Raw genomic sequence first — 12,886 nt, 5'->3', positions numbered from 1 at the left:
TGCTCGGGATTAGTGGTACGTGTATTCTCGTGGGTGGGCGGTAGAGGATGCTTCTCGCCTTTTCAGCTTTATGTACTGTTTTTAGATATTATCCGCTGTGCTGTCTCGCTGTATCCTAGTGTCTGCAGTGCTCTGACCATTAGGAAGTCTGGGAGTGCCTCCGAGAGCCAGAGGTCTTCAGGTCGCTCCGGCTTGAGGGTTGAGCTTATCCATATGTGGGCTAGCTCGTGGAGGGTGTTTGCCAGGAGTACGATATTGTTTGCTAGGTGTTCCACGTCAAGTGAGATGAGATGGTCTACTTGGAAGCCTCCACTCCCCCCAATAACAACAATATTCAAACGGTCTATAATGTCGAGGGGGAGACCTAGACTCTCATATGCTTCTAACGCTGTTACTACGGCACGGAGGGAGGAGGATGCTCCGCCATCCACGACACTGTAAGCCTTTAAGTGTATATTTGCAAACACATCCTCGCTCTCCTCCCTAAACCTGGCAATAACTAGATCCACCGGACTAGCCTCACTCCCCTCCCAGCAAACAGTGCTGCCAGATTGCCTTTCTAGGCCGAGCGAGGAGACGGCTTGAAGCCCCTCAAACACTCTAACGCAGAGACTTACATGTCTATGCCTTCCCCTTATCAGTGGCCATAATAGGTTCCTCGGGGAAGCAGTGTATGGATACCATAAGGTCTGAGCTCTTAGCAAGTGTGACCCGTTAATGCTCCCCCATAAACCCTTCACTAGCTGGCGGGCAACCCCACTATAGCGGATCTCGATATTACCCGAGTCCTTAGCTACAATACAGTTCAGTTTTTATGATACCCATATGGGGATCTCTCTTCTCCCCCACTTTACATTCATTATCGCATTGGAGTCCTTTTAGAGTGAAGCCCTCGTTAAGCCACAGACACGAATTCCCTCCCACTTCATCTAGCTGGGCCTTAAGCTCGACATCTAGGCGGTGCCTCGTTGCATTCACATTTATATGAACTGTATCGAGCAACTTACCCTCCGGCTTAATCGAAATACCTCCCCAGATGAATCCCTCCAAAAGTTTATGAATCCTCATTTGTCTCCCTAAGCAAATTAACGATGCAAGTCGATTTAAGTTGCTTGTTAAGGAGAAATATGGCTTAGGTAAGACTAATGTATTATTAGAGTAGACAGGTATACCTAGCGTTTCGTTTCCAATTTAACTACGTCCCGTACTATAGGGTCAAGGTCTATGTATGCTAACTTGTCTATGATGGCTATTGCTGCATGTATGGAGTCGAAGAATGTGAGGTTCTGGTATTTTGTTCTTAGCTCTGCTGCATACGAGAGATGTCGCAGTGTTAAGCTGCAGTATTGCGGCCTAGTATAAAGGCTTATTGCATCATCCATAGTTCTGAGTACTTCTGCTATAACATCATCGCTTACTCCCTGGCTTCTCAGTATGAGCGATACTTCTACTAGAGCAGCTGGCGAAATGCAAATCTCTAGCTCGCCTCTCTTAGCTCTAGCAAGGACTTCGAGGGCCCACTGGTGATTCTTATCATTAGGGTTGAGCGCCAGTAGAAAGCCCGTTTCGAGGAGGCATTTCCTTGGCACGTTTATCCAGCCTCTCCCTGGTGCTCCTTAATGCTTCCCGTTCAGCCTCGATACGTAGATGTCTGTCAAATGATATGTTGCCAAGTAGTCTACTTAGCTTTTCGAATGGATTCATGCTTTTCTCAATAATTATTTTATTTCCTACAACATTTACTGACAGCTCATCCCCAGGCATTATGTTGAGGGCTACACGTATCTCCTTAGGTAGCGTTATCCTACCCCTTTCATCAACCTTTACGCGAACAGCCATAAACCCACCGTATTACTATGCGTGGGTCCCACGTTAATTAGATTACGGGTACTTAGACAACATACTTCCCTGCACTGCCAGCTACTGGCACCATCATGACTCCTGTGGCATGCACTACTCTAGTACTTGCCTGTGAGCGACAGTGTAGTCAGCGTGAACCCTCTATAGGACGCTCATAGGCAACGTCATCGTCCTAGACGTCTAGGTAATTAGGTGTAGAGACTCACCAACAGCATTACTCTAGAGCCTTACTAGGTTCCGAGACCGCCCCCTGGTGAGTACTTGCCTCTAGTGCTCTCGGGGCTGGACGTGCTGTGTCTTGACGAGTACTGCAAAGATTCTCCCTTGGGGTTTGCTGGTAGCTTCTATGGTGAACGGCTTGAGTAGCAACACCTTGCCGAAGCCGGTCCTCGCAGCTGTTTCTACCCAAGCTGTCTGCCTTGGGCGCGAATAGCCTCGATCTGGAGTAATAGCGTAGGCCATCCGCGCATGTGAGTTCTAAGCGTTCCACATAGTATCCGTCCTCGATTGATTCTATAATGTATCGGGCCGTGCAGCTTCTTCCCATATACCTTACACTCCATTCCTCGCAGATACCAATACATCCGGACGACCCGACGACGAGGTCTGCAACGTATACACCGCCAATCCTCAAGACTCTATATACTTCTCCGAGATGCTGTTCGAGAGCTTTTCACGCCATCCACGTGGACTTGTACTGACGAGCTGAGATTTATGATGTTATGTTTTCGTGGAGCCCAGAGAATGATGTACGGTACCTAGTAAGCCTCGTAGAGAGATTTTGCGTCCATAGACCTCCGTAAAGCCTTACTCTTGGACATAGGGTGTAGAACGGGTAGGGTTGCTGGGGGTTTTTAAGAAGCCGCGGCATAGAGGTATTGTGCCTTGACGTTTCCTCGGCGATGTATAGCTATGCGCATAGGCTGCGTGGGCTGGACGTCCTGAATGCCGATATGCTTGCTCTACCCGTTAGGGAGGAATCAGCGGACGTGGCGTATAGCATGCTTGCAACTCTAAACCACGTGAGGTACCCGAAGAGTACCCACTTCCCAAGCCTCCATCCAGCTCTAGAATCCATAGCTTCTAGCACAGTGTGTTCCAGCATTAAGCTCTATACAGAGGAGATCGTTGACACTAAGTAAATTTCTGAAAAACTCGTTCAGGACGCTTGGGGCTGCATACGAAACCTCAAGCTAGATATGCGTGAATTCCGAGCATGTTGCAGCTACAGACGAGACCCCGAATAATGACGGTATAGTTTGTAGATGGCTTCTATTTCGATAACCGCTTCCAGCCACTAATTCTCTACCTTTAGACCACTATGGCTCGCTACTACCCCCATTCCTAGAGTTTAGGGGACAACTCTTAGCCAAGGCACACGCCTAAAATCATTATTAAATGTCGGGATAGTATCAATACCATAATGCCTACATGTCAAAGCGATAATGGCATCCCCTGGAAGTAACCTAATATCCCATATTCCTCCAATAGGCTTCTTAGGGCAGCCAATTCCTCCTCTACAAATTCTAGACCATGCTTTTTCACCGCCTCCCTAACCTGATATATACCCCTTACACCGTAATGCCTAGCAGCCTTTATCCTAATCAGTACGTATGACACCTCTTCCACAGTTCTAAGACTAGTATAGACCCGGTCTACTTGGACCAGATAGCTAGATACTAGGTCGGATTTAGGTTTCACATCATGCAACAGGTATACTAGCGCGTTAGAGTCAACATATATCAAAGGTGCTCAGCCTCTTCTAAGGCTTCCTCATGCAGCCTAGAGTCCACGGGCCCCAGAATACCCTTGTATTTCCTGAGCACTCTTCTCCTCTCCTCAACATCTATAATCCTGATGACAAGTTCTTTTCCCTCCTCAAATTCTAAAGGCTCAAGAGGCTTTAGTACGCCGTTCTCGTACCTAACACGGATAACCTTAGACAACCGCCACCTACAATAATGCTACCCTATTGTAGCCAATTATGCTTTTTACTCCGACTATGCCACATAATCGCTTGTCATGCCACGGCTACTACGCTGTATGCCCGCCAGGATATACTTGACCAGAATACTTCAGGATTGTGCAGGGAGCTGATACTGTGTAAGGCGCCCAGTACATGGAGCTGCAAGGTATAGGCTTGAAAGCGCGTAGAGCTTGACTGTGAGGAGAGAGTGGGTGTGCGAAAGAAAAATGCTCGGGTTTACTCTACTACTGGGCCTATGGCTTGTTCGCCTACCCACTTGTTTATCTCTTCTACGTAGTGGTCTACCATGCGTTGTATCTGCTCTATCTCTTCGTCGGTTAGGTGGCGGAACCTGCCCTGCAGCTTGAGGTAGTGGCGTACGTGCTTCCTCTTTGGCACCTTCACTGTTACCTTTGGCTTGCCATTCTCTATCTCTAGGAGTACCCACATACCGGTCTGCACGGCTAGCCTTGCAACCTCGATCGTCTTGTCTGTGGGTATTCTCCAGCCCGGCGTGCATGGGCTCAGTACGTGTACTAGGCTTGGCCCCCTGGTTTCGTAGGCTTTGCGGAACTTCTCGAGCATGTCTAGCGGGTAGGCGGGGCTCGCGGTTGCTATGTATGGTATCCTGTGGGCGAGCGCTATGCCTATGAGGTCCTTCTTTGGCCTCCACTCGCCGCGCATCTTCTTGCCTACCGGTGTTGTTGTCGTCCATGCACCGTAGGGTGTTGCGCCGCTCCTCTGGATGCCAGTGTTCATGTAGGCCTCGTTGTCATAGACCACGAACATTACGTCGTGGCCGCGTTCCAGCATGCCGCTGAGGCTCTGGAGGCCTATATCGAAGGTGCCACCATCACCAGCTATTGCTACAACCTTAATCCTGCGGTTCGGGTCTATCGCACCCTTCCTCTGCAGCGCCTTCAGGGCTGCCTCTACGCCGCTAGCAGCTGCGCCCGCATTCTCGAATGCCAGGTGGAGCCATGGGTGCTTCCATGCCGTGTAGGGGAACGGTGTAGTGGTGACCTCTACGCAGCCGGTTGCGTTAACTATTATCGCATCCTTGCCAATAACCTTCGTCAGCATCCTCATTACTAGTGCTGCTGCGCAGCCCTGGCACATTAGGTGGCCAGGGGCGAACCTCTCCTCGCGCGGGATATCCCAGAGGGTCTTGAACCTAACAGCCATACCCGTTCACCCCTCGGGCTAGATGTATGGTTTGCCTTCGAGGTTCTTTACGCCCCAGAAGAGTGTGCGGGTCACACTCTTGCCCTCCCTTGCGGCGTCGAGGAGCTTCTTGTACATGTCCACTATCTCCCTCACGAATATGTCCCTGCCACCCATACCATGGACGAAGCTCACCATAGGCTTCATTATCCCCCTCACGGCTAGCGCTGTCACCACGTCCTGGAATAGGGGCTCCTCGACTGGAGCGCCGTACGCTATCGCTCTGTTGAGCACGCCGACGGCCTTCACGTTCTCGAGCGCCTTTACTATCTCCTCTGCCGGGAACGGCCTGTATACACGGATCTTTATCATGCCAGCCTTTACGCCCTCCTTCCTTAGCCTCTTCACGGCAGCCTTTACCAGGCTCGCCGTAGCACCCATAGCTACCATAGCTACCTCGGCATCGTCCATCATGTACTTCTCTATGAAGCCGTAGCTTCTGCCGAAACGCTTCTCGAACAGCCTCGCAGCCTCCTCGATTATCCTCGGGGACTCCCTTAGGGCTAGGACGTGCTGTATCTTTGCCTCGTAGTACCAGTTGGGGCCTCCCAGCACGCCGATTGATATGGGCTTGTCTGGGTCTAGTACTGGGCGGTAGCTACGAGGCCTCTTCGGGGCGTAGGCTAGCACCTCGTCCCTGGGTATCAGCTCGAGGGCCTCCATCGTGTGACTTAGTATGAAGCCGTCGAGGGTTACCACCACGGGTAGGAGTACGTCGGGGTGTTCAGCTATGTAGTATGCTTGTATCATGTTGTCGTAGACCTCCTGGACGTTCTCGCTGAAGATCATTATCCAGCCTGTATCCCTCATGCTCATCGCGTCGGCGTAGTCGTTCCAGATGTTTATCGGGGCGCTTAGCGCTCTGGTAGCGAGGGCCATTACCACGGGCTGTCTTAGGCTGCTAGCTATGTAGAGCATTTCGTGCATCAGCTCTAGGCCCTGGCTAGCGGTGGCGGTGAACACCCTTGCGCCGGTGGCTGCAGCTGCTATTGTTGCGCTCATGGCGCTGTGCTCGCTCTCGACGTGTATCAGCTCCGCGTCCAGCTCGCCATTAGCCACGAGCTCTGCTATCTTCTCCGCGATGGGTGTCTGTGGCGTGATCGGGTAGATTGCAGCCACGTCTATGTCTGCATCCCTGGCAGCGTAGGCTGCAGCCTCGCCTCCCGTGGCGGCTATGCGTTCGTGAGGCTTCCCGAGCTCCTTCTCCACGGGCTTAGTCTCAACCGCCGAGGCCACGGCCTCCTCACCTCTCCTCCGGAACCATCTCAATAGCCTTTACGGGACACTCGTTGGCACAAATACCACAGCCCTTACAGTAGTCGTAGTTCACCTCGAATGTTATCTTGTACTTCCGGCCCGTGCTTGTAACATACTCCTTGTCGAGTTCGACTATAGCGCCGTCTGGGCAGTATGTCCAGCAGAGCCTGCACCTCACACACTTATCCTGGTTGATTACCGGCCTGAAGGTCCTCCACTCGTGCTTCGGCAGCTCCGCAGTATTGCCTGGCCAGGGCACAATAGCTGCTAAGGGTATGTCCTCATAGCCCTGCGGGTACTTCCGGCCGAGATACCTCTCCATCCCGCTCAACTACATATCACCTGGGTCGAGTTGTAGGCCTCCTCTATGGCCCGGATATTGGGTTCAATAACGTGGGGTCTCTCGCCAAACGTCTCCCTAACCTTCTCGATAACAGAGTCGAGCGATACGACACGAGCCGCCTTTATCAGGCTGCCCAGCATCGCGGTGTTGACAATCGGCGCGCGCAGATGCTTCAACGCTATATCAGTAGCGTTCACCAGCGCTATGCAGCGTGGCGGCCGGAACCCAGCCCTTCCAATGTATTCACTTAGCTGGTCAAGCGTCTTCTTCGTGTTGATCACCAGGATACCGTCGCTCTTCAGCCCAGACATGTACACCTTGGGGTCTAGGGATGGGTCGAGCACCACGACTACGTCGGGCTCGAGGATTGGCTCTCTCTCGAGAATAGGCTCCTCGTCGATCCTCGTGTAGGCGACGACGGGGGCTCCACGCCTCTCAGCACCATACTCCGGGAAGGCCAGCGCATACCGGCCCTCCATGATCGCGGCAGCAGCAACAATCTTTGCAGCTGTCACCGCACCCTGACCGCCCCTGCCATGGAACCGTAGCTCGACACGAGGCAAGGCACCACGGCACCCCAGAACGACGCTGCCGGACTCACCGCTGATAGAACGGCTGGCTAGGAGGTAATAACGAGTATCTCAGATGTTATAGGACTAACCTTAAAATGACATATTTTAAAAATTATATTATTCTACACATTATAATTCGGAAAGCTAACCAGTACAAAAACTCATAAACAAATGTTGGAGCAAGCACAGCGCCATGAGCATAACCATTCTAGACGCGAGATAATCAATATATAGGGAGCCAATACGGTACTTGCTGGCTTCATGGTCGAACCGTACTAGCGGATAAAGAAGTTCGCATCAGACATAGCTATCGGGGGTTATCAAGCGCTATAACACATGCAACTACCTTCTTTGGCCTCGTCAACACTAGCTATCAATGCTAATGGGGAGTCCTCCGAGAAGAATCGAAACCTTCACCGTAATCTCGTATGGATGGGCCACAGATCGTTACCTCCTCTATGCAGCACGGCTTTTAATGCTGGTAGTTTTCGCGTCATGCAGCTAGGAGTTAAAGCTCTGGCTGACCACCACATATAAGTGGCGTCGCAGGGGAATATGTTGTGCTGCCTACTCTTCTCGGACACGGAATTTTCGGGTGCCCAAACCTTGGCTAACCTCGCTAAGTATATCCTCTCGGAGCTAGAGAGAATCAATGCCATTGTCTCGGAGCAGCTTGAGCATACCAAACCCCTCCTAGAGGGTGCCGAGTGCATCGCAGCTATAGGTGCTGGTGATAGTTACGCTGCCGCTCTAGCCCTGGAGGCGTGTAGCGGCGGCACAGCCGAGGCTCTCGATCCCTTCGACGCCCTGTACTCTGGGCGGCTGGGGAGGCTCGCCCGTAAGGGCTGCATCCTGGTAGCCCTCAGTGTTGGCGGTAGGACACGTGCCGTGCTGGATGTTGCACAGCGGTACCGGGAGCTTGGAGGCCGTGTCGTGGCTGTAACGGGGCCAGGTACGCCCCTGGCAAGCCTGGCCAACGATGCCGTGGAGCTTGTCTACACGGGGCTTGCATCGGGCATCGGCGCAGCTAGGCATGTAGCGATGCTCGCCGCTCTTGCCGGGCTCCTCGGCGCCCAGCCCCAGGTGGCAAACCTAGATGCTCCCTGCGAACTGGCACGCGCAGACGCCTACGCCGGAGCCTGCGAGGCCTACAGCTCGGCACACTACGCCGAGCTGAAGAGGGCCGAGGTCTGGGGCGAAGCTGCACCCTCGCACCGGCTGGAACAGCTCGTACACGCCCCCATCTACACAGCCAAGACAGTAGCGGTGTACGAGTCCTCGATCGCCAGCCGTGACAGACAGAGGGAAGCACTGGAGACACTCCGGGAGGCGGGCTTCCAGGTCTACACGGTGCCCGCCACGGGCGACTGCTGGTCCACAATACTATCGCAGGCCGCAGCTACGCTCTACTGCATAGCGGTACGGGCAGAGAATGAGAAAGTGGAAGAGCCCGCATACCGTAGGCATCCAGGCCTCGAACACTTAACTCGGCTCATATACGAGATGAGTTAGTGACAATAGAACTAGTGAGAACCACAAGTATGAAAAGCACCAAAATACTTTCATATCGCCAGCAGCTGGACATGCGAGAGTATACTTAAAGCACTTCAACATTACGCCCCTATGCTGCTCTTGGCCATATGTGTTGTATGCTTGGCCGCCGGGTGGACGGCACCAATACCTGGTTGTGGCGAGCCTGTGTATAGCGGGCTTGTGTATGCCTTATTGCGGGTAGAGGCTGGGGTGCATGTCTGCTAGCCTCTCATCCATTGTGGCGATGTAGTCTACATCGTATAGCTTTGCCGCCACCACCGCTGTTGCGTCGGTGAAGCTGAGCCTGGGCAGGGCTTGCTCGTAGAGCTTTACGGCGCGGTTGAACACGTCAAGCGTTAATGGTATTATGCGGAACACCTGGCGGTGGACGAGGAGGTCAAGAAGCTTCCTAGCATCCTCCGGGGTGAGACGGGCAGCGGCGTAGCTGAGCACCTCGTCGACGATATAGTCTGTGACGAAGGGGACGCCGTAGCGGCCAGCGAGTATATCGACCATTAGCCTTTTGGTCCAGCTGTGCCTCTTCTCTCTTCTCGCTAGCGCAGCTAATATGACACCAGTGTCAACCAGTAAGCTCACCGTATAGCACCTTATCGATATCCTCTTCCACGTCCTCAACGGGGAGATCTATGCTGTACATGTCTAGCAGCTTTTCGGCCTCATCCCGGCTGAGCGGCTCCCAGGCTCCCAGCTCGCGGAGCAGCTCATCCCGCATCCTAGCCGCTATCGCTACTGCAGCGTCGACTATCTCCTGGATGGTGTATCTCTTACCGGTCTCCAGAACTAGCCTGGCGCGGAGCTCCTCTAGCCGCTGCCGGGTGATTCTGCTCACCCGGACGGTTTCCGAGGCAGACAGGTCTGTCACCCAGTAACAGTGTAACGCAGTAACCAGGAAATAGGGGCTCTATCAGTCCCAGAGTAGCAGCTACACCTATGCATTACACGCTCAGCCAGAAGGAATAATACAATAACACACGATAACAAGCCTAGGGTCATGTTCTATACTACATAAGTGAAGGTCGCCGAGAACACTATTGCTCCACATGACACCCATGGGCAAGCATAGGGCTTAGGAGATTAGAAGAGGGTCAGAGCCTAGCCTGTTCAGCATCGCCGCCCCGTGGGGCGAGGGCGGCTGAGCCGCGGGCCGCACTCCTGGGGCCTCCCAAGTCATCACGCCCACCTGATCCGGACCCCTCGCTAGCTAGCTTGGAACTCTGTGGAGGTACCCTTCTTTTCCGTCAATGTTTACTCTTGCTACATCGATAATATCTAGATTATTGCCCCATTCTAGCTGCGCTGTTTTGTGCTTTCAGCCGTGCCTGGGTTGCGCCTCTGATAAGTAGAGTGGAGCTATGCCTAGCCATTCTGCTATGGCGTCTTGGTTCTCTACTAGTTCTCTCTCGGGGCGGAGGAATAGGGGTCTCATCCTGTACTTCTTTGCTGCTGCTAGTGTATGACAGTAGCCGAGGCTTATTGGTATTCTACATTTGCAGTTGGCAACGTATTCCCATATCTCGTCTTCTTCTACAACCTCTATCATTTCTGAGTCGAGGAGTATTTTGGAGCCGCTCCCTAGCCTTCTCCATTCCCCAGAGCCTGCAGGTTACGTATAATGCTTCTACTATGCTTAGCCTCGACGTGTACGCCTCAACTCTACCAGCAATTATCGCCTCAACCAGCGGCTTCACCGCCGGGCTCCCGGCGAGTAGCTCTATCAGCACGCTTGCATCAAGCACTATTCTACCCTCTAGGGCGCCCAAGGCCTTTCATCCCTCTTTCTCTCGCGCCTCAACAGTTCTTGGGCCATGTTAGTGTCGTGTTGTCCTATAGGGTTGTTGACTAGCCATTCTAGCAGCCATGGTTTCCCCTGAGTGCCTTCCTGGCTAGTAGGCGTAGTAGCGTGTCATAGTCGAGTCTTCTGCCTAGCTTCGATTCCATGGCCACGAGTGTCTTTTCTAGGAGTTTCTTTGTCTCCCTCTTCACCCTTATGGTAGTATACTCTGTAGTCATTGTATGCACTGCATACACTATATATCCTGGCATACTCGCATAATATTGTTTTTCGTACATCCATCCTGGCATCCTAGGGTTTTCCGTCTACAAGCCAAACAAGGGATTGATGATGTGAGAACTATGTAAAAGTGTTCTTGATGAGGCTTGTGCCTAGGCTCTAGCGAGAGCATCTATTAGGGCTTGTGTAGTACTCTTTCTCTACCTCGGCCATTCTATTGTCGTCGCTCCAGAACCTCCACTGTTCTCCGTAGAGTTCATCGGTTATTACGAGGGCTATGTCCAGGCTAGCGTCACGGTACATTGCTACTGCCATTAGTGCCGTGCTCTCCGTATCGACGGCTAAGACCCCTTTCGAGCTGTACTTTCGACCTTGTCCCGTGTTTCGCGGAACACTGCATCCGTGGTCCACACGCCGCCGATGTGGAGCCCTATGCCGAGTCTCTGTGCTACGGGGCTGAGAGCATCCACGAGGAGCTTAACCATGTCCTCGCTAGGCTTGGGGACCACCCCGGGGGGCAGGTAGTGGTAGCTTGTTCCCTCCTCCCTAATACCCCAGGTGGACACGACAAGGTCGTAGATCTTGACTCGGGGAGGATGTATGGCGCCAGCACCGCCGAAGACAACAAGTTTCTCTACGCCGGCAGCTATGAGTAGTTCTAGGGCTAGGACTCTGGCGCACCAAAGTATAGCTTGTAGACACATATCCTGGCATCGCCATACCTGCCCTGGATACTTCTCAGCATAGGTATCTTCCTCGGCATAGACTCCTCCTCAGCATCCTCCAGGAGGGGCTTGGCGAGATCGAGGGGTCTATACCAGAACGTCAACAGGGCACGGTCACATGGAGGCTTGTATTTTCAACCAACGACTTCGGATTGATAACCGGCTCGCTGGTGCCCAAAGCTATCATAGAGGGTGATCCCTCGTAGCGTGATTGGCTAGCCATAACTAGCCATGAGGCGTGGTAGGGTAAGCTTTTCCGCTCCTTACGCGAGCACTCTCACAGTATGCCTAGCATTGCTGTGTCAGCCTCTTAGGCAGCTGCTCTTTGCCTGGGGGGAGCCGGTTAGCTGAGCAGCTGCAGTTAGCTCCGCTCCTGCGTGGCAGTCTAAGGGTTTATTCCTCGAATTCGTGGGCTGGTCTTCCAGGGTGCTGGGTGTGGCTGGCGGAGCTGTAGTCGTTCGTGTTGGGCCTGTGCCGGAGAGCTTTGCTTCCGGCCTTGCTGAGGGGCTTGGGGCTAGGCTCGTTGAGGGGTTTGTGAAGGTTTTCCCTGACGGCGAGGTCTACGTTAGGCTTCCGGGCGAGGTTGAGGGAAGCACTGCGGTCATAGTGTTTACGGGCTACCCGGAGCCCACGCAGCGTCTATGGGAGGCTGTCCTGGCGGTCGAGGCTGCTCGTGGGCTCGGTGCGGAGCATGTTGTTGTCGTGGCTGCTTATACTCCGTATGCGAGGCAGGACCGCAGGTTTCTCCGCGGAGAGCCTGTTAGCGTGAGGGCGCTCTTCTACTCCCTCGCCGCTAGCGGGGCAGAGGCCTTTGTTACTGTTGATATTCACAAGACTGTTAGCCTCCAGTGGTTCCCTGGCCCAGCCGTAAACGTTGATCCCGCGCCAGCATTTGCGGAGAAGCTGCGTCCGCTGCTTGAGGGCCGGGAGAAGGTCTACGTTATCGCGCCGGATCAGGGCGCGGTGGGCAGGGCTAAGAGCCTAGCTGAGAGGCTTGGCGCGCCGTTCGACTACCTGGAGAAGGTGAGGGACCGGGTTACGGGAGAGATAGTGCTGAGGCCCAAGCTGGTGGATGTGAGTGGCGCAGCTGTAGTCCTCATAGACGATATCGTCAGCACCGGCGGCACCATGGCTAAGGCTGCTAGGATGCTCTACGAGCAGGGAGCCGAGGTTGTGATAGCTGCTGCTACACACGGCCTCTTCGCGGGTGAGGCGCTGGAGAAGATGAGGAAGGCCGGTATAGTGCATATACTCGTTGCGGATACTGTAAAGGCGCCAGAGGACGTTGACGTAGCCAGTGTCGGCAGGCTGGCAGCCGACGCGGTGAAAAGCGTTCTTGAGGCTGTGGCTGGCTACGAGTCTGAGGGCTGAACC

At 53.5% G+C, this 12,886-nt stretch carries 19 protein-coding genes and 1 pseudogene; 3 read left to right on the top strand and 17 right to left on the bottom strand.

Annotation, left to right across the window (positions count from 1 at the left end):
• Nucleotides 1–68 precede the first annotated feature (68 nt).
• From HBUT_RS03515 to HBUT_RS03500, 3 genes are all read right to left on the bottom strand, one after another.
• The gene (locus HBUT_RS03515) at nt 69–509 is read right to left on the bottom strand and encodes a hypothetical protein (protein WP_011821849.1); all 441 of its coding nucleotides are present in this window, start codon (nt 507–509) and stop codon (nt 69–71) included.
• Between the two features lie 663 nt (nt 510–1,172).
• Entirely contained in the window at nt 1,173–1,589 is a 417-nt protein-coding gene (locus HBUT_RS03505; RefSeq protein WP_011821848.1) for a type II toxin-antitoxin system VapC family toxin, read from the bottom strand.
• On the bottom strand, nt 1,537–1,839 hold the full coding sequence (locus HBUT_RS03500) for an AbrB/MazE/SpoVT family DNA-binding domain-containing protein (protein WP_011821847.1): 303 nt from the start codon (nt 1,837–1,839) through the stop codon (nt 1,537–1,539). The genes HBUT_RS03505 and HBUT_RS03500 overlap by 53 nt, the downstream gene beginning before the upstream one ends.
• Before the next feature lie 887 nt (nt 1,840–2,726).
• Here HBUT_RS03500 and HBUT_RS03495 point away from each other — a divergent pair.
• Nucleotides 2,727–3,002, top strand: a pseudogene (locus HBUT_RS03495) (class I SAM-dependent methyltransferase); the annotation flags it as partial.
• Between the two features lie 209 nt (nt 3,003–3,211).
• Here the strand turns inward: HBUT_RS03495 and HBUT_RS09995 are convergent.
• The 7 genes from HBUT_RS09995 to HBUT_RS03465 form a co-directional block, all read right to left on the bottom strand.
• Nucleotides 3,212–3,298 (bottom strand): hypothetical protein, encoded by an 87-nt coding sequence (locus tag HBUT_RS09995; RefSeq protein WP_267195217.1) that lies wholly within the window; start codon nt 3,296–3,298, stop codon nt 3,212–3,214.
• Entirely contained in the window at nt 3,295–3,606 is a 312-nt protein-coding gene (locus HBUT_RS09795; RefSeq protein ID WP_011821846.1) for a PIN domain-containing protein, read from the bottom strand. Before HBUT_RS09795 ends, HBUT_RS09995 begins: the two co-directional genes overlap by 4 nt.
• On the bottom strand, nt 3,603–3,806 hold the full coding sequence (locus HBUT_RS03485) for an antitoxin family protein (RefSeq protein WP_011821845.1): 204 nt from the start codon (nt 3,804–3,806) through the stop codon (nt 3,603–3,605). Before HBUT_RS03485 ends, HBUT_RS09795 begins: the two co-directional genes overlap by 4 nt.
• A 257-nt stretch (nt 3,807–4,063) precedes the next feature.
• Nucleotides 4,064–5,011 (bottom strand): pyruvate synthase subunit PorB, encoded by a 948-nt coding sequence (gene porB / locus HBUT_RS03480; RefSeq protein WP_011821844.1) that lies wholly within the window; start codon nt 5,009–5,011, stop codon nt 4,064–4,066.
• An 18-nt stretch (nt 5,012–5,029) separates the two neighbouring features.
• Complete coding sequence (locus HBUT_RS03475) at nt 5,030–6,286, bottom strand: transketolase C-terminal domain-containing protein (RefSeq protein WP_011821843.1); 1,257 nt, start codon at nt 6,284–6,286, stop codon at nt 5,030–5,032.
• 7 nt (nt 6,287–6,293) lie between these two features.
• Nucleotides 6,294–6,629 carry a 4Fe-4S binding protein gene (locus HBUT_RS03470; RefSeq protein ID WP_048061740.1) on the bottom strand — a complete coding sequence of 112 codons (336 nt, stop codon included), beginning with the start codon at nt 6,627–6,629 and terminating at the stop codon, nt 6,294–6,296.
• Between the two features lie 5 nt (nt 6,630–6,634).
• Nucleotides 6,635–7,213: a 2-oxoacid:acceptor oxidoreductase family protein gene (locus tag HBUT_RS03465; protein ID WP_011821841.1), complete on the bottom strand. Its 579-nt coding sequence runs from the start codon at nt 7,211–7,213 to the stop codon at nt 6,635–6,637.
• Between the two features lie 615 nt (nt 7,214–7,828).
• Between HBUT_RS03465 and HBUT_RS03460 the strand changes: the two genes are divergently transcribed.
• The gene (locus HBUT_RS03460; RefSeq protein WP_011821840.1) at nt 7,829–8,734 is read left to right on the top strand and encodes a hypothetical protein; all 906 of its coding nucleotides are present in this window, start codon (nt 7,829–7,831) and stop codon (nt 8,732–8,734) included.
• Nucleotides 8,735–8,944: 210 nt separating this feature from the next.
• Here the strand turns inward: HBUT_RS03460 and HBUT_RS03455 are convergent, their stop codons facing one another.
• From HBUT_RS03455 to HBUT_RS09475, 7 genes are all read right to left on the bottom strand, one after another.
• A complete protein-coding gene (locus HBUT_RS03455) occupies nt 8,945–9,352 on the bottom strand; it encodes a type II toxin-antitoxin system VapC family toxin (RefSeq protein ID WP_110138740.1) in 408 nt (135 codons plus the stop codon).
• Nucleotides 9,336–9,605, bottom strand: coding sequence for a hypothetical protein (locus HBUT_RS03450; RefSeq protein WP_011821838.1), 270 nt, complete (start codon nt 9,603–9,605; stop codon nt 9,336–9,338). Before HBUT_RS03450 ends, HBUT_RS03455 begins: the two co-directional genes overlap by 17 nt.
• A 652-nt stretch (nt 9,606–10,257) precedes the next feature.
• Nucleotides 10,258–10,536 carry a PIN domain-containing protein gene (locus HBUT_RS09195; protein WP_083756303.1) on the bottom strand — a complete coding sequence of 93 codons (279 nt, stop codon included), beginning with the start codon at nt 10,534–10,536 and terminating at the stop codon, nt 10,258–10,260.
• An 88-nt stretch (nt 10,537–10,624) separates the two neighbouring features.
• A complete protein-coding gene (locus HBUT_RS09485) occupies nt 10,625–10,786 on the bottom strand; it encodes a hypothetical protein (protein WP_153801376.1) in 162 nt (53 codons plus the stop codon).
• 160 nt (nt 10,787–10,946) lie between these two features.
• Nucleotides 10,947–11,102: a hypothetical protein gene (locus HBUT_RS09480; RefSeq protein WP_153801375.1), complete on the bottom strand. Its 156-nt coding sequence runs from the start codon at nt 11,100–11,102 to the stop codon at nt 10,947–10,949.
• Nucleotides 11,103–11,128: 26 nt separating this feature from the next.
• Nucleotides 11,129–11,491 (bottom strand): phosphorylase family protein, encoded by a 363-nt coding sequence (locus HBUT_RS03440; protein WP_011821837.1) that lies wholly within the window; start codon nt 11,489–11,491, stop codon nt 11,129–11,131.
• A complete protein-coding gene (locus HBUT_RS09475) occupies nt 11,452–11,616 on the bottom strand; it encodes a hypothetical protein (protein WP_153801374.1) in 165 nt (54 codons plus the stop codon). The genes HBUT_RS03440 and HBUT_RS09475 overlap by 40 nt, the downstream gene beginning before the upstream one ends.
• Before the next feature lie 331 nt (nt 11,617–11,947).
• Between HBUT_RS09475 and prs the strand changes: the two genes are divergently transcribed.
• On the top strand, nt 11,948–12,883 hold the full coding sequence (prs, locus tag HBUT_RS03435) for a ribose-phosphate diphosphokinase (RefSeq protein ID WP_228546760.1): 936 nt from the start codon (nt 11,948–11,950) through the stop codon (nt 12,881–12,883).
• Nucleotides 12,884–12,886 lie beyond the last annotated feature (3 nt).

Source organism: Hyperthermus butylicus DSM 5456 (assembly GCF_000015145.1).
Taxonomy (GTDB): domain Archaea; phylum Thermoproteota; class Thermoprotei_A; order Sulfolobales; family Pyrodictiaceae; genus Hyperthermus; species Hyperthermus butylicus.
Note: the sequence above shows the minus strand (reverse complement) of the source record. Positions and strands in the feature narration are given on the sequence as shown.

What these genes read in the sequence shown, in the direction of transcription:
- HBUT_RS09480 (WP_153801375.1), bottom strand. Translation starts at nt 11,102, where the DNA reads ATGGCAGTAGCAATGTACCGTGACGCTAGCCTGGACATAGCCCTCGTA.
- HBUT_RS03470 (WP_048061740.1), bottom strand. Translation starts at nt 6,629, where the DNA reads ATGGAGAGGTATCTCGGCCGGAAGTACCCGCAGGGCTATGAGGACATA.
- HBUT_RS09485 (WP_153801376.1), bottom strand. Translation starts at nt 10,786, where the DNA reads ATGACTACAGAGTATACTACCATAAGGGTGAAGAGGGAGACAAAGAAA.
- HBUT_RS03500 (WP_011821847.1), bottom strand. Translation starts at nt 1,839, where the DNA reads ATGGCTGTTCGCGTAAAGGTTGATGAAAGGGGTAGGATAACGCTACCT.
- HBUT_RS03440 (WP_011821837.1), bottom strand. Translation starts at nt 11,491, where the DNA reads ATGTGTCTACAAGCTATACTTTGGTGCGCCAGAGTCCTAGCCCTAGAA.
- porB (WP_011821844.1), bottom strand. Translation starts at nt 5,011, where the DNA reads ATGGCTGTTAGGTTCAAGACCCTCTGGGATATCCCGCGCGAGGAGAGG.